Source organism: Endozoicomonas sp. ALB032, assembly GCF_049310125.1.
GTDB lineage: Bacteria > Pseudomonadota > Gammaproteobacteria > Pseudomonadales > Endozoicomonadaceae > Endozoicomonas_A.
This window is the reverse complement of the sequence record NZ_JBLYNW010000001.1, coordinates 2205389-2228659: the sequence shown is the minus strand read 5'-3', so window position 1 is coordinate 2228659 and position 23271 is coordinate 2205389. Positions and strand designations below refer to the sequence as shown.

Annotated in this window: 21 protein-coding genes; 17 read left to right on the top strand and 4 right to left on the bottom strand. The window is 48.4% G+C overall.

From position 1 onward, the window contains the following. The first annotated feature begins 29 nt into the window (after nucleotides 1-29). Nucleotides 30-788, top strand: a complete 759-nt coding sequence (locus ACO6VG_RS07960) for a DeoR/GlpR family DNA-binding transcription regulator (RefSeq protein WP_422136438.1) — start codon at nucleotides 30-32, stop codon at nucleotides 786-788. A 112-nt stretch (nucleotides 789-900) separates the two neighbouring features. Next, nucleotides 901-1905, top strand: a complete 1005-nt coding sequence (gene pdxA, locus ACO6VG_RS07955; protein ID WP_422136437.1) for a 4-hydroxythreonine-4-phosphate dehydrogenase PdxA — start codon at nucleotides 901-903, stop codon at nucleotides 1903-1905. Here the strand turns inward: pdxA and ACO6VG_RS07950 are convergent. Then, a complete protein-coding gene (locus ACO6VG_RS07950; protein ID WP_422473419.1) occupies nucleotides 1869-2144 on the bottom strand; it encodes a hypothetical protein in 276 nt (91 codons plus the stop codon). The two genes, pdxA and ACO6VG_RS07950, sit on opposite strands and share 37 nt — an antisense overlap. A 32-nt stretch (nucleotides 2145-2176) precedes the next feature. Beyond that, complete coding sequence (locus ACO6VG_RS07945) at nucleotides 2177-2467, bottom strand: hypothetical protein (RefSeq protein ID WP_422473417.1); 291 nt, start codon at nucleotides 2465-2467, stop codon at nucleotides 2177-2179. 181 nt (nucleotides 2468-2648) lie between these two features. Here ACO6VG_RS07945 and ACO6VG_RS07940 point away from each other — a divergent pair, with 181 nt between their 5' ends. Both ACO6VG_RS07940 and ACO6VG_RS07935 read left to right on the top strand, forming a co-directional pair. Then, nucleotides 2649-5003: an autotransporter domain-containing protein gene (locus ACO6VG_RS07940; RefSeq protein ID WP_422473415.1), complete on the top strand. Its 2355-nt coding sequence runs from the start codon at nucleotides 2649-2651 to the stop codon at nucleotides 5001-5003. 160 nt (nucleotides 5004-5163) lie between these two features. Next, nucleotides 5164-5736 carry a BPSL1445 family SYLF domain-containing lipoprotein gene (locus ACO6VG_RS07935; protein ID WP_422136433.1) on the top strand — a complete coding sequence of 191 codons (573 nt, stop codon included), beginning with the start codon at nucleotides 5164-5166 and terminating at the stop codon, nucleotides 5734-5736. On the opposite strand, the gene ACO6VG_RS07930 is transcribed toward ACO6VG_RS07935, so the two are convergent. Continuing rightward, entirely contained in the window at nucleotides 5717-6595 is an 879-nt protein-coding gene (locus tag ACO6VG_RS07930) for an SMP-30/gluconolactonase/LRE family protein (protein ID WP_422136432.1), read from the bottom strand. The genes ACO6VG_RS07935 and ACO6VG_RS07930 overlap by 20 nt on opposite strands. 351 nt (nucleotides 6596-6946) lie before the next feature. Between ACO6VG_RS07930 and alr the strand changes: the two genes are divergently transcribed. Both alr and ACO6VG_RS07920 read left to right on the top strand, forming a co-directional pair. Then, nucleotides 6947-8044: an alanine racemase gene (alr, locus tag ACO6VG_RS07925; RefSeq protein ID WP_422136431.1), complete on the top strand. Its 1098-nt coding sequence runs from the start codon at nucleotides 6947-6949 to the stop codon at nucleotides 8042-8044. 254 nt (nucleotides 8045-8298) lie between these two features. Continuing rightward, on the top strand, nucleotides 8299-8787 hold the full coding sequence (locus ACO6VG_RS07920; RefSeq protein WP_422136430.1) for a winged helix-turn-helix transcriptional regulator: 489 nt from the start codon (nucleotides 8299-8301) through the stop codon (nucleotides 8785-8787). Here ACO6VG_RS07920 and ACO6VG_RS07915 read toward each other — a convergent pair whose 3' ends face one another. Continuing rightward, nucleotides 8788-9144, bottom strand: coding sequence for a PilZ domain-containing protein (locus tag ACO6VG_RS07915; RefSeq protein WP_422473413.1), 357 nt, complete (start codon nucleotides 9142-9144; stop codon nucleotides 8788-8790). 502 nt (nucleotides 9145-9646) lie between these two features. Between ACO6VG_RS07915 and ACO6VG_RS07910 the strand changes: the two genes are divergently transcribed. From ACO6VG_RS07910 to ACO6VG_RS07860, 11 genes are all read left to right on the top strand, one after another. Further along, a complete protein-coding gene (locus ACO6VG_RS07910) occupies nucleotides 9647-9991 on the top strand; it encodes a DMT family transporter (RefSeq protein ID WP_422136428.1) in 345 nt (114 codons plus the stop codon). Nucleotides 9992-10084: 93 nt separating this feature from the next. Further along, nucleotides 10085-10969, top strand: coding sequence for a LysR substrate-binding domain-containing protein (locus tag ACO6VG_RS07905; protein ID WP_422411588.1), 885 nt, complete (start codon nucleotides 10085-10087; stop codon nucleotides 10967-10969). Between the two features lie 106 nt (nucleotides 10970-11075). Continuing rightward, nucleotides 11076-11960 (top strand): carbohydrate ABC transporter permease, encoded by an 885-nt coding sequence (locus ACO6VG_RS07900; RefSeq protein WP_422136426.1) that lies wholly within the window; start codon nucleotides 11076-11078, stop codon nucleotides 11958-11960. A gap of 10 nt (nucleotides 11961-11970) precedes the next feature. Next, a complete protein-coding gene (locus ACO6VG_RS07895) occupies nucleotides 11971-12891 on the top strand; it encodes a carbohydrate ABC transporter permease (RefSeq protein ID WP_422136425.1) in 921 nt (306 codons plus the stop codon). A 6-nt stretch (nucleotides 12892-12897) separates the two neighbouring features. Continuing rightward, nucleotides 12898-14178 carry an extracellular solute-binding protein gene (locus ACO6VG_RS07890; RefSeq protein WP_422136424.1) on the top strand — a complete coding sequence of 427 codons (1281 nt, stop codon included), beginning with the start codon at nucleotides 12898-12900 and terminating at the stop codon, nucleotides 14176-14178. A gap of 64 nt (nucleotides 14179-14242) precedes the next feature. Then, nucleotides 14243-15664, top strand: a complete 1422-nt coding sequence (locus tag ACO6VG_RS07885; protein ID WP_422473410.1) for a CehA/McbA family metallohydrolase — start codon at nucleotides 14243-14245, stop codon at nucleotides 15662-15664. Further along, on the top strand, nucleotides 15654-16388 hold the full coding sequence (locus ACO6VG_RS07880; RefSeq protein WP_422137061.1) for an HAD family hydrolase: 735 nt from the start codon (nucleotides 15654-15656) through the stop codon (nucleotides 16386-16388). The genes ACO6VG_RS07885 and ACO6VG_RS07880 overlap by 11 nt, the downstream gene beginning before the upstream one ends. A gap of 9 nt (nucleotides 16389-16397) precedes the next feature. Beyond that, a complete protein-coding gene (locus tag ACO6VG_RS07875) occupies nucleotides 16398-17525 on the top strand; it encodes an ABC transporter ATP-binding protein (RefSeq protein WP_422473408.1) in 1128 nt (375 codons plus the stop codon). 95 nt (nucleotides 17526-17620) lie between these two features. Then, the gene (locus ACO6VG_RS07870) at nucleotides 17621-18265 is read left to right on the top strand and encodes a transposase (RefSeq protein WP_422136421.1); all 645 of its coding nucleotides are present in this window, start codon (nucleotides 17621-17623) and stop codon (nucleotides 18263-18265) included. A 173-nt stretch (nucleotides 18266-18438) separates the two neighbouring features. Further along, complete coding sequence (locus ACO6VG_RS07865) at nucleotides 18439-19398, top strand: DEAD/DEAH box helicase family protein (protein ID WP_422473406.1); 960 nt, start codon at nucleotides 18439-18441, stop codon at nucleotides 19396-19398. 113 nt (nucleotides 19399-19511) lie between these two features. Continuing rightward, nucleotides 19512-23270, top strand: a complete 3759-nt coding sequence (locus ACO6VG_RS07860; protein WP_422473404.1) for a type ISP restriction/modification enzyme — start codon at nucleotides 19512-19514, stop codon at nucleotides 23268-23270. Nucleotide 23271: the final 1 nt, after the last annotated feature.

Sequence of the window (23271 nt, the reverse complement as noted above, 5' to 3'; positions counted from 1 at the left end):
AGATACACAATGATTCAAGAGGTCCAGGTATGCTTCCCGTTGAGCGTCGAGAGCACATTTTGTCTTATGTTGAAGAGAAAGGCTGTGCCAACATCGAAGAGATGGCGGAGAAATTCGATGTTTCCCAGATGACTATTCGTCGCGACATACGAACCCTGGAGCAGGAAGACAAATTGCGCGTCACCTATGGCGGTGCGGTATCTAAAAGCTTCCTTATGGAGGATATCCCCTACGAAAAGAAGAACGCCGTCAACATTGAAGAGAAAAAGTCCATTGCTCACGAGGCCCTCAATCTGGTTAAGGAAGGACAGATCATTCTGCTGGATGCTGGCACAAGTACCATGGCCCTGGCCAAGCTGTTGATGCGCATGAAGGTCACCATTATTACGCCCGACCTGAAAATTGCTCTGCAATTGTCAGACTCTTCAACCGCCAAGGTCTACACGACGGGGGGACTGGTCAGTGCCATTACCAAGGCTCACTGTGACACAACGGCCCTGTCCTTCCTGGACAGCATTAATGCTGACGTTGCCTTTCTGGCAACCAACAGCTGGAGTCTGCAACACGGTATGACTACTGCGTCTACCGACCATTACTTTATTCGTCGCAAGATGCTGGAACGTGCAGCCCGCAGTGTACTGCTGGCAGACTCCAGCAAGTTTGGCGCTTCCAGCATGAAAACCATCTGTCAGCTGAATGAGCTGGATACCATTATCACAGACAGCCGTTTCGATGATGAGAGCCTGGCGGCCATCAGCGAGGCAGGTGGTAATATCATCCGCTCCTGACTGCACGACAATGCAATTATACTTTGAATAGGATGGCATGTTCTTCCTGATTGCATGGACTAAACTCACAGCTATCAATCAGACTGAGTCCAGCCAGACGTTGCTGTGAGTGATGAAACCCCTTATCTGTATTCCAATGGGTGACCCGGCCGGAATTGGCCCGGAAATCCTGATAAAGGCACTTTTAACCAATGACTTCTCCAATACCTGTCGATTGCTGGTCGTCGGCTACGTGGAGATTCTTCAGCAAGCCATTTCGATCAGCGCTTCGCCTCTTACTATCAACTCTGTTGAGGCCTGTTCGGATATTGATCCACGGACAGGTATTCTCAATGTCCTTGAGCCACCTGCCCCTCCTCAAAGTGTCGAGCCGGGCAGAGTTTCCCCAGCCGCAGGAAAGATGGCCTACGACTGTATTCAACTGGCAACACAACTGGCTCTGGAGAGGCAGGCCCAGGCTCTGGTAACGCCCCCTGTTAATAAGATGTCCCTGGACGCGGCTAATATCAGACAGGCAGGACACACCGAGATTCTTGCCGAGCTGACAAACAGCAAGAACCCACTCACTTTATTTGAGGTTGCGGGCTTGAAAGTCTTTTTTCTTTCACGACATCTGTCTCTCAAGCTGGCCTGTGACTACGTCACCCGACATCACCTGATTCAATGTGCTCAAAAAGCGGTTGATGCCATGAAATCTCTGGGTATTGAGACCCCCCATCTGGCTATAGCCGGGTTAAATCCTCATTGTGGAGATAACGGACTGTTTGGACATGAAGAGCAGGAAGAAATCAGGCCTGCTGTTCTTGAACTACAGCAGCTTGGGTTGAACGTGTCCGGTCCCCTGCCTGCTGACTCGGTGTTTTATCAGGCTCTGAATGGAAAGTTTGATGCTGTCATCTCGCTCTATCATGATCAGGGACACATTGCGACCAAAATGGTGGACTTCCATAAAACCATTTCAATCACCTGCGGCTTACCCTTCCTGAGAACTTCAGTAGATCATGGCACTGCCTACGACATTGCCGGGAAAGGCGTTGCTTCTGCCATCAGTATGGCCGAGGCCATCGCAGTGGCAATCCGTTATCTGACAAAGGTTTCACCAGTGGGAACAACCTGAATAGCGGTCGAACTACCAAAATCAACCTGCCCGGTGACCACAACAGGGGCGCTTGTCTCTGCATTTTCAGGTAAAGAAATAATCAAACGTCCATTGCCTGATTGCTGAATATCCACATCCAGCGTCTGTGCAGTGGTGGCATCATTAACAATCTTCAACGGCCCTTCTATGAACAAATCGGGACGCTCGATACTGGAGCCTTGCAGGATATTGCCTTTCAGAACAGGTGCATCATCCACGTCTCTGCCATGATCATAAACAATGATCTGCTCTACTCCCGAGATATCACTGACTGTGCATTGCCATCGGTATCCGGATTCAAAACCAGTCCCTCAATCAGAAGCACGCTTTTGCCAGAAGGATTGCGAATTTCAATAGCGGTTTCATCTTCAGGCAAGGCCTGAATGATCTGGTTAGGCTCAATGGTTTCGCTGCTGGTCACAATCTGTCTGGAATAGGCTATTTCACAGGTCAGAGCCATCACCGCCGATATGGCCGTTGCCAGGCGTTTTTTGCAGACACTTAGCCCCGAAAATACCTCACCCTTCCTGTCTTGATTCATCCGGTCTGATTCCATTCATGGGTAAAGGACCAGAGAAATATCGACCTCCTGACCTGTCAATTGACCAAAGTCCGGTTTTTTTCTCTTCAGCCCTGAAGTATTCCCAGCCGTCTGCCGATAGTGGATTCAGCCGGATTTCAAATTTGAAAAAATCGCAGTCATCTACTGCAAGGAAGAAAGGATGAACAAGAGCCTGTTCAGGAAGAAGACTCTCGCTGCAGTGATTGCTGCAACAATTCCATTTGCCGCCACCCAGTCCAGCGCAGTGACAGAAATCACCAGTGATGGAGATAGTTATGCCGCCAGCGGGCTATTCGGTGCAGTGACACGCAATGTTAATGCTGAAGCAACCGACACCTATGCATTCATTCTGGATGCTGACAACGGTACTTTCTACGTCCAGGGCTCGTTACTTCAGCCAGTCAATATCAATCTCGATAACCCGAATGGCGAAGCCATTCTGCTCTATCGCCAGGCTAATACCAGCTACGCCGTGAATATGCCTTCGCTCAGCGGCCTGTATGGTAAAGGTACAGCCCACGGTATCCTGTTGAGTAACGGCGAAGCCAGCGTCATTCAAATCAATGTTGGAGAAACCAATCTGGGCGGCACTATTCAGGTAGAAGACGGAGATGCTTTCAGAATTGAAGAAGAGCTGTCGGGCATCGTCACCATAACCGGGACACTGCAAGGTAACACAGCCATCACAGCAGCCGAAGGTGGGAAGCTCGGAACAAATGCTACGATCTTAGTTAATGGCGGTGTACTGAAAACAAACGGAGATACTTCTATTGACTTCAGCGATGCCGGTGGAGCCCTTGTCATGGGGGTCGTTGACGGTACGGTAGAGGGCAAAGTGCTGGGTTATACCGGCTCCGGTGATATTCTGACGATAGGTGGTAACTCGACATTTGGTGGCGATATTGAGGATATTGAATCCATCTTGGTCGTAAGGTCAGATTCACACGTCGTCAGTTTCCGAGGTGATATCAAGAAGAATTCCGGCGCAACACACGTCAAAATCTCTGGTATTGCCAGCTTTGACAAACCCGGAGCACAGACCATTGATGGTGATCTGACTGTTTATTCAACAGGGGTCATTACAACAGAGCTGGGTACCGGCTCCGACGCCAATGCAGCTCTGATTGTCACCGGTACTGCCAATATTAACCCAGGTTCAACGCTGAAAATTGTTCCTACCCTGGAAGTCGTAGAAGCTGGTAACACCGTAGAAGATGCAAAAATTATTGAAGCCAACACCAGCCTGAATGCTTCCGATCTGACGATTGAGCACTCTGTGTTGATTGATACTACCGAGGTCACACAGAACGGCAATGCTCTGACCACAGATCTGACACCAAGAACCCTCGAAGCACTGAAGAATCTGATTGCACAGGAAGGTGCCGGAGCCACCACTGAAGAAGCTCTGGCGGCTACGATGACAGTGATTACCCGGGACTCCACCAACTCCACGAGTTTCAATAACTTTTACCAGACCGTTTCCAATATTACTGATGTAAAAAAACTGGCTGAGTTCGCCAGAGAGAGTAAATTCAACAACTCTGACGCCGTCCAGATGACCAACGTAACGGCAGAAACCAAGGTTAAGACCAACGTTCTGGCCCACGTCAGGGCGGTTCAGGAAGATGACCTGTCTGACAGCGGACTGTCATACGGTGGCAGTTACACCAATCAGGGTTTCTGGTTGCAGGTTCTTGGCTCGGACGTCACTCAGGATGATCGCAGAAACGATGGTGGAGACAGACTTTTCGGTTTCGATGCCGATCTGAGTGGTCTGACACTGGGCGCAGAAACCACCATCAACGATGACTACCTGGTAGGAGCTGCATTCACTGTAGCCAATGCCGAAATAGACAAACACGATTCTAATGACAACTCTACCATCAAGAACTACCAGGTCAGCCTCTACGGCTCCTGGGAGCAAGATAACTGGTTCCTGGATGGCGTCATTAACATCGGTCGCAGTAACAACGAGCGTAGCCGTTATATCGATGGCTTTGTCGATGCGCCGATTACTTCGGACTATATCAGTCATCAGTACGGCCTGACCACCATGCTGGGCATGAACCAGAGCTTTGGTGAGATGAAGATAGTGCCAATGGTCGGTTTCAACTACACCATGGTCAAAAGTAAAGCCTTTAAGGAAGATGACAAGTATGCGACCGGTTTTGCCCTGAATGTGGACAGCCAGAAATATCAAAAGGTCGAGCTGGGTGCTGGCGTTGAAATCAGTCAGGCTTTCAAAGTCGACCAGGGTGAACTCGAACCTTCTCTGAAAATGATGGCCTGGCATGACTTTAAGGGTGATGTCGTAGAAACCACCACACGTTACGTGCTCGGTGGACCCGAGTTCACCTCAAAAGGGGCCGACGCTGTCAAGAACAGCTATCAGGCTTCAGCCAGTGTGACCTACCGTCGCAACGATAACATGAGCTTCGTTGTGGGTTATGAACTGAACCAGAGTTCAGATTACAAAGCTCAGAACTACTACCTGAGAATGAAGTACGACTTCTAACTTTGACGCTTTCGAGAGGACTCTGTTTCAGGGTGTTGTACTCTCGTTTTCCCTCTCTCCCTCCCTCCCGGTATTAAAGCCTTCAACCCACTCATTTATCTGGTACTATTCGCCCGGAAAAGCAGGTACTCTCGTTTTACATACCCTGCAAGATCCCACATTGACCAACACTATTTACCGGAATCGCACCGATATGGCTTCTCTCAGACACCTCCTGGTAACGGCTTTTATCCTTTTCTTGTCACTTTCTGCCCATGCTGCTTCCAGCACTGAACTCAATGCTACCGTCCATGAAGCGTTGAAAAATCTTTATGCACAGAGCAGTGCTGCAAAATCTCTGGGCAGCAGAGCGAAAGGAATCCTGGTCTTCCCCAAGGTACTGAAAGGCGGGCTGGTTGTGGGTGGTGAATACGGTGAAGGCGCACTTTTAAAGAATGGAGCAATACAGGACTATTACAATACCGTATCGGCCTCTATCGGTTTCCAGCTGGGCGCACAGGCTCGCTCCCAGATTGTCATGTTCATGACCAGCGAGGCTCTGAACAACTTCGTGAACAGCGAAGGTTGGGAAGCGGGTATCGATGGAAGTATTGCTATTGCTGAGTTTGGTGCCGGAGAAGGTATAGACACTAAAACCGCTAGAGCTCCCATCATTGGCTTTATCAGCAATAACAAGGGATTGATGTATAACCTGACTCTGGAAGGTTCCAAAATCACAAAAATTGAAAAGTAAAACCCTCGTCAGGTACTTCGGTGATTTCAACTCTACCCCGCTGATATTCGGTGATGTAAAGTCTTTTGCTACCTTTGCCACCGAAAACAACATCGGTGGGGCATGAGCCTCTGGTCACAATGGTTCGATGAATCTCGCCATCGGGAGTGACAGTGGCCACATGCCCCTGACCAAACATGGCCACATAAAGGTTACCCTCTTTGTCAAAAGAGATTCCATCGGGCCCCACAACCCGGCATGGGCCGGCAGTATCGGTGACCGACACAAACTGTTCACGGCTGCTAACCTCCAGTCTGTCTGTAAACGGATAACGATAGATATTCCCTGTTGCCGACTCACTGAGATAGAGCTTCCCATCAGGAGCAAAGGCAATACCATTGGCGAAACGAAACCCGTCATCAAGGCAATCCACCTGTTTACTGACGGGATCAATGCGAAACAATTTTCCCTGCATTGGCCCCTCCCAGACTTCCGGATCAGGCCCTTCCCGAGTGATCAGGTCAGCGACGCGGATACCAGAATCTGTCAGGTAAATGGCCCCTTCAGGCCCCAGAGTCATATCATTGGGCCAAAGAAAGGGGTTCTCACCGTCTCCGTAAAGTCTCTCCGCCAGTGAGCCATCGGGGTTGAGCCTGAGCAGAGATGGCTCACGGGTCTCGGCAACCCAGATACTGCCATCATGGTTGTCCTGTAAAATACCATTGGGCCTGTCGACCTGCGCAAAAACATGGCGGTGCTTTCCTGAGGCTGAAACCCGGGTCAGACGACCTCTCTCCTCACCGACTTCTGAAACAACTAAACTTCCGTCGTTTAATATCAAAGCGGACACTGGATACTCCAGCCCATCAACAAAAATCATACTGCCCCTCTTGAGTGTGACCGAAAAAACGCTACCTCTGACGGTCTAATGAAAAAATAGCTGCCATCGCAGGTGAATGTTCATTTGGAGAGACAGTTTAGATACAGATGACGACCAACTGTTTAGAACAATAAGAAACAAAATATAGGGAGAATTAGCTATAAAGGGTATTATTTAGTCACTAATATAATTAATAAAAACACTTAAAGAGCAATAACTTATTAACTGATAGCATCCAGATAACTTTGAAAATGCAGCGCTATCAGACTCTGCTGCCATTTTCAGACTTCAGCCTGAGCTGTATTTTCGGCTCATGGCTGTTTGATTTGACTCGGGGGAAATGCGACTACTATGAGTCGTCCGGCCAGGGCCGTCATTCATCTTGACGCTCTAAAGCATAACTATCGATTGGCTAAATCACTGGCGGGCGGGGGCAATGTTCTGGCCGTTGTAAAAGCCGACGCTTATGGCCATGGTGCTATCAGATGTGCCCACTCCCTGTCAGAGGAAGCCGACGGGTTTGCAGTGGCCTGTATTGAAGAAGCCCTGGAGCTCAGGGCAGCCGGTATCAGAAACCGTCTGCTTATTCTCGAAGGATTCTTTGAACATTCCGAACTCACCAATATTGCCTCAGAAAATATTGACATTGTCGTACAAAGTCCGGAACAGGTAAAACAGCTTGAACAAACCCCACTGGAGAAGCCTGTCAGGGTCTGGCTGAAAATGGACTCCGGCATGCACAGAGTGGGTATTCTTCCCGGCGATTATCGCGATGCCTGGGCAAGGCTTGAGCAACTGCCCTGGATCGACGAGATTCTCATGATGACTCACCTTGCCTGTGCCGACGAAACTGACAATGGCTACACCCTGCAGCAGCTTGAAGTCTTTGAGCAACATACCCTTGGATTGCCGGGTAAAAGAAGCATTGCCAATTCGGCCGGTCTCATTCATTGTGCCGCTGCCAGGGCAGACTGGAGCCGCCCCGGTCTTATGCTTTACGGAGCCTCTCCTTTTGATCAGGCTCATAACATTGAATCCAGGCTCAAGCCTGTCATGGAGCTCCACTCAGCCATTATCAATATCAAGGAAATCCCTGCTGGCAGCCCGGTAGGCTATTCCGGTACCGCAGTGACCAACAAGACGACGCGTTTAGGCGTCATCGCCATGGGTTATGCCGATGGCTATCCCCTGGCTCCCAATGGTACGCCGGTACTCGTCAATGGTCAGCCAGTACCACTGACAGGTCGGGTCTCCATGGATATGTTAACGGTTGATTTGTCAGAAATAGGTGATGTGAACGTGGGAGATCCTGCTTTACTCTGGGGTAAAGACTTGTCGGTGAATGAAGTAGCACGACATGCGGGCACAATTCCCTATCAGCTGTTGTGTAATATAAACCGGTTTCCCATTTCGTACTCTCAGCAAGTTACCTGCAAAGAGAGAGTATGAATCCACCTGAAAAATTGTCCGATTGCCGGGAACGCTTTAATAACCAGCGCATCTGTCAAATCCTTTACATTGCAGAACCGTTTCAGCACTTGTATATTCTCTGCACGTGCCATACTCTTCTCAGTCCGTGACTGAAGCCTTCTTATGACGGTCAGGAGCCACGGGGAAAAAGGCGTCCCGGTGTACATCGACACCTGGAGCAATGCGGTAATTTATACCATGCCCAAAACTACCTGAATCAGACGATTGCTGAAATGAGAAGTCGAAAAGAAGTCGTCCGGCAACTGGACAGGATCGATCGTAATATTCTTCGCACACTCCAGGAAAACGGTCGAATTTCCTATGTGGATCTGGCAGATCGGGTGGGCTTGAGTACCACACCCTGCATGGAAAGGGTCAAACGCCTTGAGCGGGAAGGCATCATTCAGGGCTATAGTGCCCGGTTAAAACCCCAGTACCTTCAAGCAGGCTTGCTGGTGTATGTTGAAATCAGCCTCTATACCAAATCGGCCGATATCTTTGACGAGTTTCGACGGGCAGTTGTCGCTCTTCCAAACGTGCTGGAATGCCACCTGGTTTCCGGTAACTTTGACTACCTGATCAAGGCCCGTATTTCAGAAATGGCTTCTTACCGGGAGTTGCTGGGCGACATATTACTGAAGCTTCCGGGAGTGAGGGAATCCAAAAGCTACATTGTCATGGAAGAACTGAAAGAAACACTGAATCTCCCAATTCCTGACTAATCAGTAATCCCTGATAAAATAATTCAGGGCGACTGCATCCTGCTCTTCAATATCATGAAGCTGGAATCCAGCGGCAAAGTCCCTGCTGTGATCGCCCTGTTTATTACCAGACTGACACCAGACGCATTTGGCCACCAGTGTTACGTGGTGCGCTGTGTCATTAAGACCAGGCAGTACCATGGTAATATTCCTGACGTCTTCCAACCGAATGGGTTGATCCGTAGTAATACTGAACCCTCCTCTGGATACATCTTCCAGAACCCCCAGCAGTTGACCACTGTCATTGTCCACGACCTGGGCGGGCTCAGCCAGAACCTTGCGTGGATAGCGCCGCTTCTCAAGTACAGTATCCGTCATAACAACTCCTCTCTTTCATAAAGCGAAATTTCAAGATACCGACTTTTTAGCAAGATGACAAAATTCTGCTGCATTTGGCAACCCAATTCTGTTATAAGTTACCTTAAGTACTCTGCCATACGAAATCGAATATGTCTGGCTTATTGGGCAGGTGCTCTGCAAGGCGAAACGACGGGAACATAGCAAGCTATTTGACCAGAGTTGCAACGCAGTCAGAGTGCCTGAACAATAAGTCAGAAAATACGATTTCGTATGGTTGAGTACTTATATCCATCTGCCGGGACGCTGTGTATCAGACCGACTCAGATGGACCAGTAGAGTCAATCTATCAATTTTAATAAGCTCCAGATGGGGAATATTGCTGACATCTTATTACCCAGGGAGCCCTATATGGTCCGCCCCGTTTTACAAGAGCCTGTTTCGTTAATTTGCAAACAAAGATAACTGCAATTTTACAAGGCTCGCAGAATTCGGGAATTTGAAAGTTTAAATACGGCTTGATATGTTGCTATCCAATACGCCTGCTCTGACTTTGACCTTAGCGATTGTATTAGAGGTCTTTGCAACGTCCTGGTTGCCCAGAACCCATCAATTTACCGCCCCCATACCGACAACAGCGGTATTGATAGCCTATGGCCTGGCATTTTACCTGTTGTCGATTACGGTTCAAACCATGTCACTGGGTGTGGTTTATGCGATCTGGTGTGGTGCAGGTATTGTCTTGGTCGCAGCTTTGTCATGGCTGATATATGGGCAAAAGCTGGATATTTATGCATTGATTGGTATTGGCTTTATTCTAACCGGAACCGTTATCATTAATCTCTTCTCATCTTCTTTGAGTCATTAATCTTTCATCTGGGTGTCAAAATCTTGTAACCTGCCTGAAGTAGCTTGAATAAGCGCCTAACCAGGTACTTATTTATTTCAGTCAGGTGAATTCATGCTACCCCCACTAAGAGCCCTGGTGGCCTTTGAAGCAGTGGCCAGGCTTGGCTCTATTGGTGCCGCAGCGCGGGAATTGTGTGTAACACAAGCCGCAGTGAGCCAACAGCTCAAGAGTCTGGAAGCATTTCTTGATACCACATTGTTTGAACGAACCAGGAGAGGCGTCAAGCTCACCTCTTCGGCACTGCAATATCAACCCATAGTCTCTGGCTCTCTGGCTCATTTAAAGTTGCAGACTCAGCTTCTTTTTGGTGAGCCAAAAGCGGATGTGTTGAGGCTGAGAGCCAATCAAACATTTTGCCACAACTGGTTACTCCCCCGATTAGACAGCTTTTATCAGAAATACCCTTTCATTCGCCTCGATATCCAACTCGTGGACTGGCCTTCCACAACTCCTTGTCAAAATGTTGATATAGAGCTTACTAACGGCAAAGTAGATAGCGAAGAAACGCATGCAGAAAAACTGTTTCAGGAACACTGGCAGTTGGTATGCAGTCCGCAATTCAAACGAGATTATCAACAATCATTAAAAGATGAAGACTTCTCTCAATTACCTGCGGTACAGGTTAAGGGCTATCAGGAGAACTGGCTGCAGTGGCTGAGCCACAATCAAATTGAGACCACCTTACCCAGAGTGCAATTGGAAATCAGCAACTCACTCCATGCTCTGGAAGCAGTAAAGCACGGCGTTGGGGTTATGTTAGTTCGCTCACTGGCAGCATCCGAGTTACTAAACAAAAACGAAATTGTGCTGGCACATCAAGCGTCAATGCCTGCGGAGTCTGGCCACTATATGATTACTAACAATAATCGCAACGCAAAGGTGAATTTCTTCTGTGACTGGCTGCACCATCAGATTAAAAGGGATGGCCTTATCTAAAGATTTTCTTATGAGCACCCATAAAAAAAATGAGGTGCTTTTCAACATAATTGTCATATATCCCGTTTAAATTATCGACAATTATTAAAAGTGCCAGGGTTAAGCCATGCGTACCTTCTCTCAACATTTTTCGAACCGGTTAAAGGTGCTGTTTTTTACTGCACCTTTACTGATACCGCTCGTAACGTTCTGGTTGGTGCCATTTGGTTACTCCGTCTATATCAGCTTTACCGATTGGGACTACATTTCGCCAGAATACAATTTCGTTGGTCTGGAGAATTACCAGTATATCGTAGAGGACTTTGAGTTCACTCAAGCTTTACTCAATACCTTTTGGTTCTCGCTCGCTGTGGTCATTCCTACCGTTGTGCTTGGTCTTGTGTTTGCTTTGCTGTTACACCGCAATTTTGTCGGCAGTCAGTTTTATCGAGCGGTGATCTTTTCTCCGTGGATTACCCCGACGGTTGCTGTCTCCATCGTCTGGTCCTGGGTCTTTGAGTCTAAATCGGGTCTTGCGAATCAACTGTTAATGTCTATGGGCTTTGACAAAATCCCGTGGCTGGAACAAGGAGATACCGCTATGGTGGCCGTGGTCATCGTGACTATCTGGCAAGCTATTGGCTGGACAATGCTGTTTTACATCAGCGCCTTAAATAAGATTCCCGAATCTTTATATGAAGCCTCTTTAATTGACGGATGCAGTCGTCTGACCCGTTTTCTGAGGATAACACTACCACTGGTTTCACCGACCACATTTTTTCTGGTGGTGGTCAATATCATCACGGCTGTGCAGGCATTCGATCAGTTTCAGATTCTGACTCAGGGTGGCCCCGGCGGGGAAACACGGACCTTGTTGTATCTTTTCTATCAACAGGCATTTGAGCGGTATGAAATGGGCCCGGCAGCAGCAACCTCGCTGGTCATTTTAGCGATCACAGGTTTGCTTGCCCTGATCAATACCTGCATCGGTAAGCGCTGGGTTTACTACTAAGGACAGGGTTATGACGACACAAGCTATTGATAGTTCAATCACGTTAGGTCAGATAAAAGCCGTTAGCCGTAAGAGAATTGCCATTAAAGAACGTTTAGTGGCAAGACAGGCTTTTCTTGCGCTGGCTAAGCATATTTTTCTGATGGCCTGCGGAACCATGATGATGTTTCCATTCTTATGGATGATATCGGGCTCTTTGAAGTCGAATGATGAAATTTTTTCCAGCCCACTTAATTTAATCCCGGAGACATTCCGTTGGGAAACATTTGTTGAAACATTCCACAGTGCGCCATTTGGTTTGTACATCTTTAACAGTTTTAGTGTGGCGTTATTGACAACTCTGCTGGTGATCATCAACTCAGCCATGTTTGCCTATGCACTGACTCAACTGAGATTCCGCTCCAAAACTGTGCTCTACTTCGTTGTGATGGGTTGCTACATGTTGCCCGGTGCGGTGACCTATATTCCCTCCTACATCACGCTGGCCAGACTGGGTTTGCTCGACTCTCACACTGGATTGGTTATCTCTAATGCGGCCTCTGTTTTTGGTGTTTTCTACCTTCGTCAGGTGTTTATAAAAATACACCCTTCACTGATCGAAGCGGCACGCATTGACGGAGCTGGAGAATTCAGGATTTTGTGGGCCATTATGCTTCCCCAGTGTCGGGCTGCGGTTGCCACATTGTTCCTTATTACGTTCATCACTAACTACAACAGTTACATGTGGCCAAGCCTGGTGATTACTTCACAAGAGTTGAACCTGATCGCAACGGGTATTCGCCAATATTTTATCGCTGAAGGTAACTACGGCTTGAATTGGTCGCAGATTATGGCTGCGAGCACAATTGCTGTGTTGCCTTTATTGATTCTATTCGTCGTGTGTCAAAAGACGATTCTTTCAGGCATCGCCGATAACGGCGTAAAAGAGTAAACGGACATGAAACTGAACAGTCTCGCACTTATGCTTACCGGCGCAGTGAGTGCGTCTTTATTCTCAGGCAGTGTACTGGCAAAAACCGAAGTGGACTTCTGGTATTCAGGCGGTACAAAGCCTCAGAAAATGATGACTGAACTTATTACAGAGTTCAACGCGAGTCAGGATGAATATGTGATTAAACCTGCTCTGCAGGGAAATTACACCGAGACTTACCAGAAACTTCAGGCAGGTTTAGCGTCAAAAACTGCGCCAGAGTTAGTACTTTTGGACCCGGTTTACGCTGATGCCATGCGACAGCGTGGTTTAAGCCGTGACTTGAATACTTACATGGATGCACAATTCAACTTTGATGACTTTGTCACTGCCTTTAGAGACCAGGTAACGGCAGAAGATGGGCAAGTATTTGGTTTACCCGCTTACGGCACCACACAGGTTTTCTATTACAACAAACAAGTGTTGGCAGAGAATGGCTTTAAAGAAGAGGATTTAAACACCTGGCAAGGTGTTGCAAAAGTTGCAGAAAAAGTGACTAAGCGTGACGAGAAAGGCAACACAGTGTTTTACGGCTGGGAACCAATGTGGGGCGCTGATAATTTGATCGATGCCGCTTTTTCTAACGGCGCCCGTGTGATCAGTAATGATGGCAAGAAGGTGCTGATCGATTCACAGGAGTGGGTTGAGGTTTGGGATAGTTTCCGCACGTGGATTCATGATGATGAAATCATGCGTATTCACTACGGTGGTCAGGGCTGGGAATACTGGTATAAGACCATTGACGACGTGATGAAAGACCAAGCGCTGGGCTATACCGGTTCTTCAGGTGATCAGGGTGATCTGGATTTCACTAAATTGGCAGCGACCACTCAGCCTGGTTGGGGGTCGCATCCTCCGGCTCCTCAGGCAGGAGCACTTATTTACGTGATGCCTGAAGGAACCGATGAAAAAGCGGCTCAAGGGGCGTTTGAATTTATGCAGTTTTACACAAGTGCCGAAAAAACCGCCGCCTGGTCAATGTTCACAGGCTACATCCCGGTTCGCATGAGTGCAGCGGATGTCGCTGAGTACAAGTTGTTTACAGAGAAGAATCCACAAGCTCTGATTCCGTTGAAGCAAGCCAGCTCAGCAAGCCCTGACTTTCTTGATCCAACCAACGGCAAGATTATGGATGCGCTGAGAGTGGCTGCTGACCAAATTCAAATCCAAAACGTTCCTGCTGAGAAAGCACTTAAACAGGCAGCAAAAAAAGCGCAGCGGGCGTTAGATAGAGTGAACCGCTCTTAATGCCTTTCGAGCCCGTTTCAAACGGGCTCTCATTTCTAAAGAAACGGATTAATCACCGGACGCTATGACTGAATTTCAGGGTGAGCTGACCTTTGGCCGAACTCGTCTGCCATTTAAGGTACCGAACGGAACCTTATCGGTAAATATCACCGGTTCAACGGTTACTAAAAGGTTTTTGTATGCCGCTGTCTACGATGCAAAGGACCAATATCGTGGCAAAATACTGTTTGAAAAACCTGACAAGTCATTGTGTGTCAAACCTGAACACTCCGGGTTTGGTGCGATTGATGGCGATGTTATGGAAGGGGAATGGTATCTCGATCTGTACAATCTGGATGCTGAGTTTAAACCCAAGCGTGCCATAGAATATCGTATCCGGGTTGACTTCAATCAGGAGCAAAAACATGAAGACCTTCTCACCGAAGATGTTGTCGGGACTGACCACAATATCCACTTTGATTACAGCAGACTGATTAAATCTGAATCACGCTGGTATCGTGGTGATCTTCATGCTCACACCAGACTTTCTGATGGTCATAACAGTCTCTCTGCGGCAAAGCAGATTGTGGAGTCTCAAGAGCTCGATTTCTTTTTCTTTACCGAACACAACATTTGCCAGCCAAGACTGCCTGTCTCAGACTCATGTCTTTTCTTGCCCGGCATCGAGGTGACCACTGACCTGGGACACTTTAATGTTCACGGGCCGCAATCCATATTGGATCTCAGAAGTGTCGAGCTTAGCAACCAAAAGGTTATCGAAACAGGTCTGCAACTCGCCCGCGAGGGCCAGAGCTCAATCAGCATTAATCACCCGATGATGAAACCATGGCATTGGCAATATTCGCCGCTTTTACTTGTGAAGATCTCAACCTTTGAAGTCTGTTGCGATCCCACCTGGCCAACATCGCCGCAAGCCACAGAGTCTGCACTGCGGGTGCTCAATGAAATGTGGAATTGCGGTCATCGGGTGGCTGCCATAGGTGGAAGTGACTCACATCTCGAGCCACATGAGCGCAACCCCAAAGCGACGGAGCCGTCGATATATGGCGACCCTTCTACCTTTGTCTTCAGCCAGGGTTTGAGTGGTGAGGGCATCTTGTCCGGTTTGCGCAACGGTCAGGTCTACATAGAGCGACGATGCGGCCTTTCGTTTGATATCAACAACCATCAACTCTTGCCGGGGGCTGACAGCTCGGGCGAGCCTCTGAGCTACCGAATAGCTGTACAAGATACTCAGTTGAGTTATCTCGCTGAGTGCATTGTCGATGGCGAATTGGTTGCCAACGTCATGCTGGGTACAGAGCCGAAAACGATTAAGGTCGATTCCGATTATCACTGGTGTCGAGTTGATATTCGCAGAGCCCGGACCCGGGAATTCGAAGGCTGTATCAACGCTGTTTATAACGGTACCAAACCTACTTTTAAAACCCCGAAAGTGCATAGTTGGGGAGAGCTGATAGAGCGATTAAATAGTGATGAAGTATAGAGCACTATTGTTTGATAAAGATGGCACACTATTGGAATTCCACAATATGTGGCTAAAGGTTTCATGCAGCGCCTGTCATCGAGTAAAAAAATATAGCGACGAGAGACAAGGTCATCAAAATGTCACTGAGACCGGGTTACTCTCGGCGATTGGCGTTGAGGGAGACAAAGTCGACAATCATGGCCTGCTCGCTTCTAACCCTGTTGAAGACACCGCTGCTGCATGGTTTGAAATGCTCAACCCTCAGGTAACACTGACAGAATTCACCAGAGTGACGAAAAGCGCTTTTAATCAGGAGGTTGCAGAAAATCCTGAATGGATCGAAGCCTTACCCGGAGTGGCAGACAGGCTCACTTCTCTCAGGCAACAAGGGATGATTTTAGGCATTGCAACAGCGGACACCAAAGATTCGACACTCTATACGCTGGAACAATCAGGCCTGAAGGAGTTGTTTGATTATATTGGCTACAGTGACGGGGATATAGAACCCAAACCAGGTCCCGCGCTTCTCCATGCGTTTTGTCAGCAATGTGGAGTTGAACCCCACGAGGTCATCATGTTCGGAGATACGGTGTCGGATATGGAATTCGCTACCAATGCCGGGGCAAAGAAAATTGGTGTCCTGACAGGGACTGCTTCAGCGAGCGAGTTGGAACCTGTGGCGGATCTTGTTATTCCATCGGTGGCTCAGTTTGACCCATACGCACTTAATGAATTGACTTGAGGATGAGAAATGGCTGAAGTCACACTGAAAGGGGTAGAAAAAACCTATCCGAATGGTTTTAAAGCGGTACATGGTGTCGACCTCAACATTCGTGAAGGTGAGTTCATGGTGTTTGTGGGCCCCTCTGGCTGCGCAAAATCAACCACGCTGAGAATGATTGCGGGCCTGGAAGATATCTCTGAGGGCGATGTGTACATTGGTGATAGGCGAGTGAATGATTTGCCTCCAAAAGATCGCGGTATCTCGATGGTTTTCCAAAACTACGCTCTTTATCCTCACATGACCGTGTATGAAAATATGGCCTTTGGGTTGAAGCAGCAAAAGCTGGCAAAAGCCGAAATAGAAAAGCGTATTGCAGAAGCGGCAAAGACACTCGAAATTGAGCATCTACTGCAAAATAAACCCGGTGAAATGTCCGGTGGACAGAGACAGCGCGTTGCACTGGGCCGTGCCATGGTCCGCAAGCCGGTTGTTTTTCTCTTCGATGAACCGCTTTCAAATCTGGATGCCAAACTCAGAGTCTCAACCCGGGTCAGTATTGCTCGGCTGCATAATAATCTTAAAGCGGAAGGGCAAAATGCAACCATGATTTATGTTACCCATGATCAGGTGGAAGCCATGACACTGGGCGACAGAATCTGTGTACTTAACCAGGGCCAGATCATGCAGGTCGATACGCCAATGAACCTCTATCAATACCCTGCTAATAAGTTTGTTGCCGGCTTTATTGGTTCTCCGGCGATGAATATCATTAAGGTGCTTATTGATGAAGTCGATGACGTAATGAGTGTGGTTACAGAGAGTGGGCATCGCTGGGAGTTGCCGCAACATAAGCAGAACCTGGCCAGACAGAGAGCAGGTAAGTGGGTCTGGTTTGGTATTCGCCCTGAGCATATTCAGTTAGCCAACGATGCTACAAACACCTCAGACGTCAACACCCAACGCCACAAAATTGATGTAGTGGAGTCAATGGGTAATGAGCTTTACCTCTATTTTCAGTTGGGAGGTGACAAGATGATATCAAGGATACCCTTCGACGCAGACAAAGTGTTAGCCAATGGTGACTCTGCGTTGTTGAAATTCACAGTCTCTCAATGCCACTTGTTCGATTCGGATACTGAAGAAGCTTTAGGCTAGGGATATCTCATAAATATGAGCAGGTTCCGCCCAATCACCTTACATGATTGAGTCGACCAAAAATAAGCTTCGGAAGAAGCAAACCGGAACCTGCCATGGCAAAACATACACAAGAAACTCTTCGTTTTCACTCTGTTAATGGTAAAACTGTCAGAGTTGATTTTAACGGAGGGGAGTTGTCTTCTGATTTTGGCACACTGCTGCTTCGTGAAATAGCCATCCGTAGTGAGCTAATCCCCAGGCTCGTCAAGGCAATCCAGGAAAAACGACATCAATCCTATATTGACCATTCCATACAGGATCTTCTGACACAAAGAGTGCTGCAAATGGCCTGCGGTTATCAGGATGCCAACAACAGCAACCATTTGCGTAAAGACCCCATGTTCAAGTTGGCTGTCGGTCGTAGCCCTCTGAATACCGCGACCGAGCCCCTCATTTATCGCCGCATACCCCCCTGCATGAGCAGGCATCCATATCTTATTTCTGGCGTTATCCCTTGCGATCTTTTGTCCGATCACTGCATCGAAATTTGCAGGGCTGGCGCAAGCACTCTCACCAGTAAAGTAACCGTGAAACCATTTTTCAACGTCATACAGCAAACTGTCAGACACGAACCTTCAAAAACATGGAACTGCGTTTTTGCGATAGCGGAGTCAATCAATTCAGGAGTCAGGCGAGGTCCATTTCGGGTCTTAATCAAGAACTCTCATGCACGCCGATATAAAGGCTCGATTTTATAAACACTACTCGATGCTTATGTACGACATTACTCTAATAATAATCGGTATCATCACCTATTCAAGAGGTCTGCAGCGTCTGATATCCGAACGATTGCTCGTATTGACACACAACCTGTTTCTGTAGCATATAAACGACGATTGCAACCATTTTACAATTACATAAGGAAATGAAAGTGAATACTCTACAGGCCCTGCTAGACGAATTTACCGAAGCAACCCGCAACAACCGCGATAAGGGCACGCAGTTTGAAAAGCTGATTGCGAACTATCTGATGACTGACCCGCAATACGCTGACCGGCTTTCGGATGTCTGGTTATGGGGAGAGTGGCCGTATCGCTGGGGAAGTGATGACGGTATTGATCTGGTCGCCCGTGAGCGTGGTACGGGGGAATACTGGGCGATTCAGTGCAAATTCTTCGATCCGGCAAACACGCTTGACAAGGGCGGCATTGACACATTCCTGGCCGCATCAGGAAAGCAATTCAGCACCACGGATGGCGCATTCAGTTTTACAACACGACTGATCGTATCCACCACCGAGAAGTGGTCATCCAAGGCAAATAAAACCCTCGAAGCGCAAACCGTCCCTGTAAGCCGCCTGTTCTTCAAAGACCTGGCCGACAGCCCAATCGACTGGAGTCAGTTCAGCCTCAGCAATATCAAGGACATCAAGCTCAAGAAAAAGCACGAACCCCGTGAGCACCAGCGTGAAGCCATCGACGCAGTAAAGAAAGGCTTTGAACAGCACAGCCGGGGTAAAATGATCATGGCGTGCGGTACGGGTAAAACCTTCACCGCCCTGCGCCTGATGGAAGAAGTTACGCCAGAGAAAGGCCGAATACTCTTTCTGGCTCCGTCCATCTCGCTGGTAGCGCAGTCATTGCGGGAATGGACCGCCCAGGGTGTCAGCCCAATCAATGCCTTCGTCGTCTGTTCTGACTCAAAGGTGGGTAAAGATGAAGAAGACATCAGCCTGCATGACCTGGCCTACCCCGCCACCACCGATGCAAAGAAACTGGCCGCCGCAGCAAAAGTGGTCAGTAAAGACCGGCGCACCATTGTTTTCTCCACCTATCAGTCTATTCAGGTGGTCAGCGAAGCCCAAAACAGGGTCTTGGCGACTTTGACCTGATTATCTGCGATGAGGCGCATCGTACTACCGGCCTTACCCTGAAAGGTCAAGACTACTCCGAGTTCGTCAAAGTTCACCAGAATCATATCGTCAAGGCGGACAAGCGGGTTTATATGACCGCTACGCCTCGAATATACGCCGACAAATCGAAAAGCAAGGCCAACGAAGCTGATGCCGTGCTGTTCTCAATGGATGATGAAGACCTCTACGGCCCGGAACTTTATCGCCTCGGGTTCGGCAAAGCCGTTGAGAAAGACCTGCTGACCGAATACAAGGTGCTGATCGTCGCCGTTGAAGAAGAGAAGATGGCGAATCTGGTCAACAACTACAACGCCTTCAAAGTCGCCGACGACAAAGCCATTGATATGAAGTTGGCCACCAAAATCATCGGCAGCTGGAAAGGTCTCTCGAAGCAGGGGTTGGTGATGGTGGACGAAGCAGGTGAGCAGGAAGACCTGACGGAAGACACTGCTCCCATGCGTCGGGCAGTGGCGTTCTCCCGCTCGATCAAAGATTCAAAGCAGACCACCGACATCTTCGCAAAGCTGGTCGAGACTTACCAGAACTCCTACCGCAACGTCGACAACTCAATGGTCAATTGCGAACTCGACCATGTGGATGGCAGCATGAACGCCCATGTGCGGCAGGAAAAACTCGGCTGGCTGAAAGATGACATATCAGAAAGTAACTGTCGTATTCTTTCCAACGCCCGATGCCTGTCCGAAGGTATTGATGTACCTTCGCTCGACTCAGTTATCTTTTTCGATACCCGTGAATCTATCGTCGATATTGTGCAATCCGTTGGTCGAGTCATGCGGAAAGACCCTGCTAGCAAAAAGAAGTATGGCTACATCATTCTGCCGGTCTGTATGCCGTCTGAGCGGGTCAAGGATTACAACAGCTTCATCGACAGCGACCCGCAGTTCAAGGGCATCTGGAAGGTTATCAAGGCACTGCGTGCCCATGATGAATCGCTGGTGGACGAAGCTGAGTTTCGTAAGAAAATACAGGTCATTGTTGGTGAGCCGGGTAGCGGCTCTGATGGCGACGACGGGAGTGATGGCACCCTTGACCTGCCGCTGGACATTCCGAACCTGCCCTTCGACGAAGTCAACGAAGCCGTTTATGCCGCCATTCCGAAAAAGCTGGGCGACCGGGAATACTGGAGCGAGTGGGCGAAAGACATCGGCAAAACCGCAGAGAGTCTGATTGCCCGTATTAAGGCGCTGATCAAAACCGACAAATCACTGGCAAGTGAGTTCGACACCTTCCTGCAAGGTTTGAAAGACACCCTGAACCCTGCCGTTACCGCTGATGAAGCCATTGAGATGCTGGCGCAGCACGTTCTGACGCTGCCAGTCTTCCAGGCACTGTTTACGGATAACGAATTCCCCGAACAGAATGTGGTCGCTCATGCATTACAAAAAGTGGTCGATCGACTCGACGAATCTGCCGTTGCCAGCGAAACCGAAGATCTTAAAAAGTTCTACGACAATGTTCGTGAGCGGATCAGCCTGGCCAAGAGTGACAAGTCCAAGCAGGACATTATTCGCAACCTGTACGACACCTTCTTCCATAATGCGTTTCCGCGCATGGCGGAGCGGCTCGGGATTGTCTACACGCCCATTGAGGTGGTGGACTTTATTCTGAACAGCGTTCAGGCAGCGCTGGGCAAGCATTTTGGCAGCAAACTGGGCGATAAAGGTATTCATATCCTCGACCCGTTCAGTGGCACCGGCACCTTTATTGTGCGGCTGATTCAGTCCGGGCTGATCAGTAACGATGACCTGCCCCACAAGTTTAGTAGGGAGCTGCACGCTAACGAAATAGTGCTGTTGGCTTACTATATTGCCACGGTGAATATTGAAACTGCTTTCCACGGGCAGACCGGGAATTATCTTCCGTTTAATGGCATGGTGCTGACTGACACTTTCCAGATGACTGAAGATGATGACCTGGTGGATCAGATAGTGTTGCCTGAAAATAATGCACGGGCCACGAATCAGTTGGCACATCCGATTCGGGTGATTGTGGGGAATCCACCGTATTCGGCAGGTCAGAACAGCGCAAATGACAATAACCAGAACCTCAAGTACCCAACCTTGGATGCAAAGATTCGCACCACCTATGCGGAAAGGTCTACAGCGACCAACAAAAATAGTCTATATGACTCTTACATTCGTGCGATTCGTTGGGCGTCCGATCGACTGGGTGAAAATGGCATTGTTGCATTTGTGACGAACGGTTCATTTATCGACGGTAACGCCGCTGATGGTATTCGTAAGTGCCTGACGGACGAGTTCAGTCATCTTTATATTTTTAACCTGCGTGGCAATCAGCGTACGTCTGGTGAAGAATCCCGCCGAGAAGGTGGCAAAATTTTTGGTTCTGGGTCACACACGCCTGTAACTATCTCGATTATGGTGAAAGACCCAAGGCGTAATGGTGCCTGCGAACTCAATTATCACGATATTGGTGACTACCTGAGCCGTGAAGAAAAGCTCTCTGTGATTGAACAATTTGCCAGCATCAAAAATATGGAATGGCAGAACATCAAGCCAAATGATGCTGGTGATTGGGTTAATCAGCGTGATGAGGTATTCGATGGTTTTACTAAACTTGGTGACAAGTCTAGCGATGGTGAACAGGGTATTTTCGACACATACTCCAGAGGTGTTGCTACTGCCCGCGACGCCTGGGCTTATAACATGTGTAGGGATGCTCTCGAATCAAATATGCGGCGCATGATTGATGCTTTCAACGAGGATAGTGCTGGATATGCAGAGATGTGTCAGGGCAAAACAAAAAATAACCTGCCTGATATTGATAAATTCATTGATCTTGACCCCAAAAAGATTAGCTGGAACAGATCATTAAAAAATGACGCTAAACGAGGAAAACAATACAAGTTTAATGCTGTGTCGATAACTAAAGGTATGTATCGGCCTTTCGAAAAACAGTGGCTATATTTCAATCGTCAGTTCAATGATATGGTCTATCTGCAGCCAAGGTTTTTCCCGACGCCGTCTCATAAAAATATTGTTATATCTGCTACGGGAACAGGAGCAAATAAACCATTCTCGGCGATAGCATCAAACCTTATTCCATGCTTGGACTGCATTGAAAAAGGGCAAGCATTCCCCCTGTACTGGTACGAAAAAGCGGACCAGGATAATAATAGTGCTCCTCAGAGCGATATGCTTTCTGATGGCCAATCAACTAGCGTCGATGAACACGGCTACATCCGCCACGATGCCATCAGCGACTGGGCGCTCGATAGCTTCCGTGACCACTATGGCGATGACACCATCACCAAAGAAGACATCTTCTGGTACGTCTACGGCATCCTGCACTCTGCCGAATACAAGCAACGCTTCGCCGCCGACCTGAAAAAAATGCTGCCACGTATACCCTTTGCAGCAGATTTCCGGGCATTCAGCAATGCAGGACGCAAGCTGGGTGAATGGCATCTTAACTACGAAACAGTGGAGCCGTTTCCACTAGATGAACATGGCGGCAAAGCCCAAAACCTGCTGATGGAAGACGACGATTACCGGGTATCAAAAATGGTGTTCGGGAAAAAGGGCAAAGAGAAAGACAAGTCCGTCATCGTCTATAACGCCAACATCATTCTCGAAGGTATCCCGCTGGAAGCCTACGAATACGTGGTCAACGGTAAACCGGCGATTGAATGGGCAATGGAGCGGTACCAGGTTACCGTCGATAAGAAAAGCCATATCCAGAATGACCCGAACCAGTGGTCTGAAGACCCTCGCTACATCGTCGATCTGGTAAAACGGATTGTCCGTGTCAGCGTCGAGACCGTGAGAATCGTCAAGGCTCTGCCACCACTGAACGAGTCCACGGCATAGC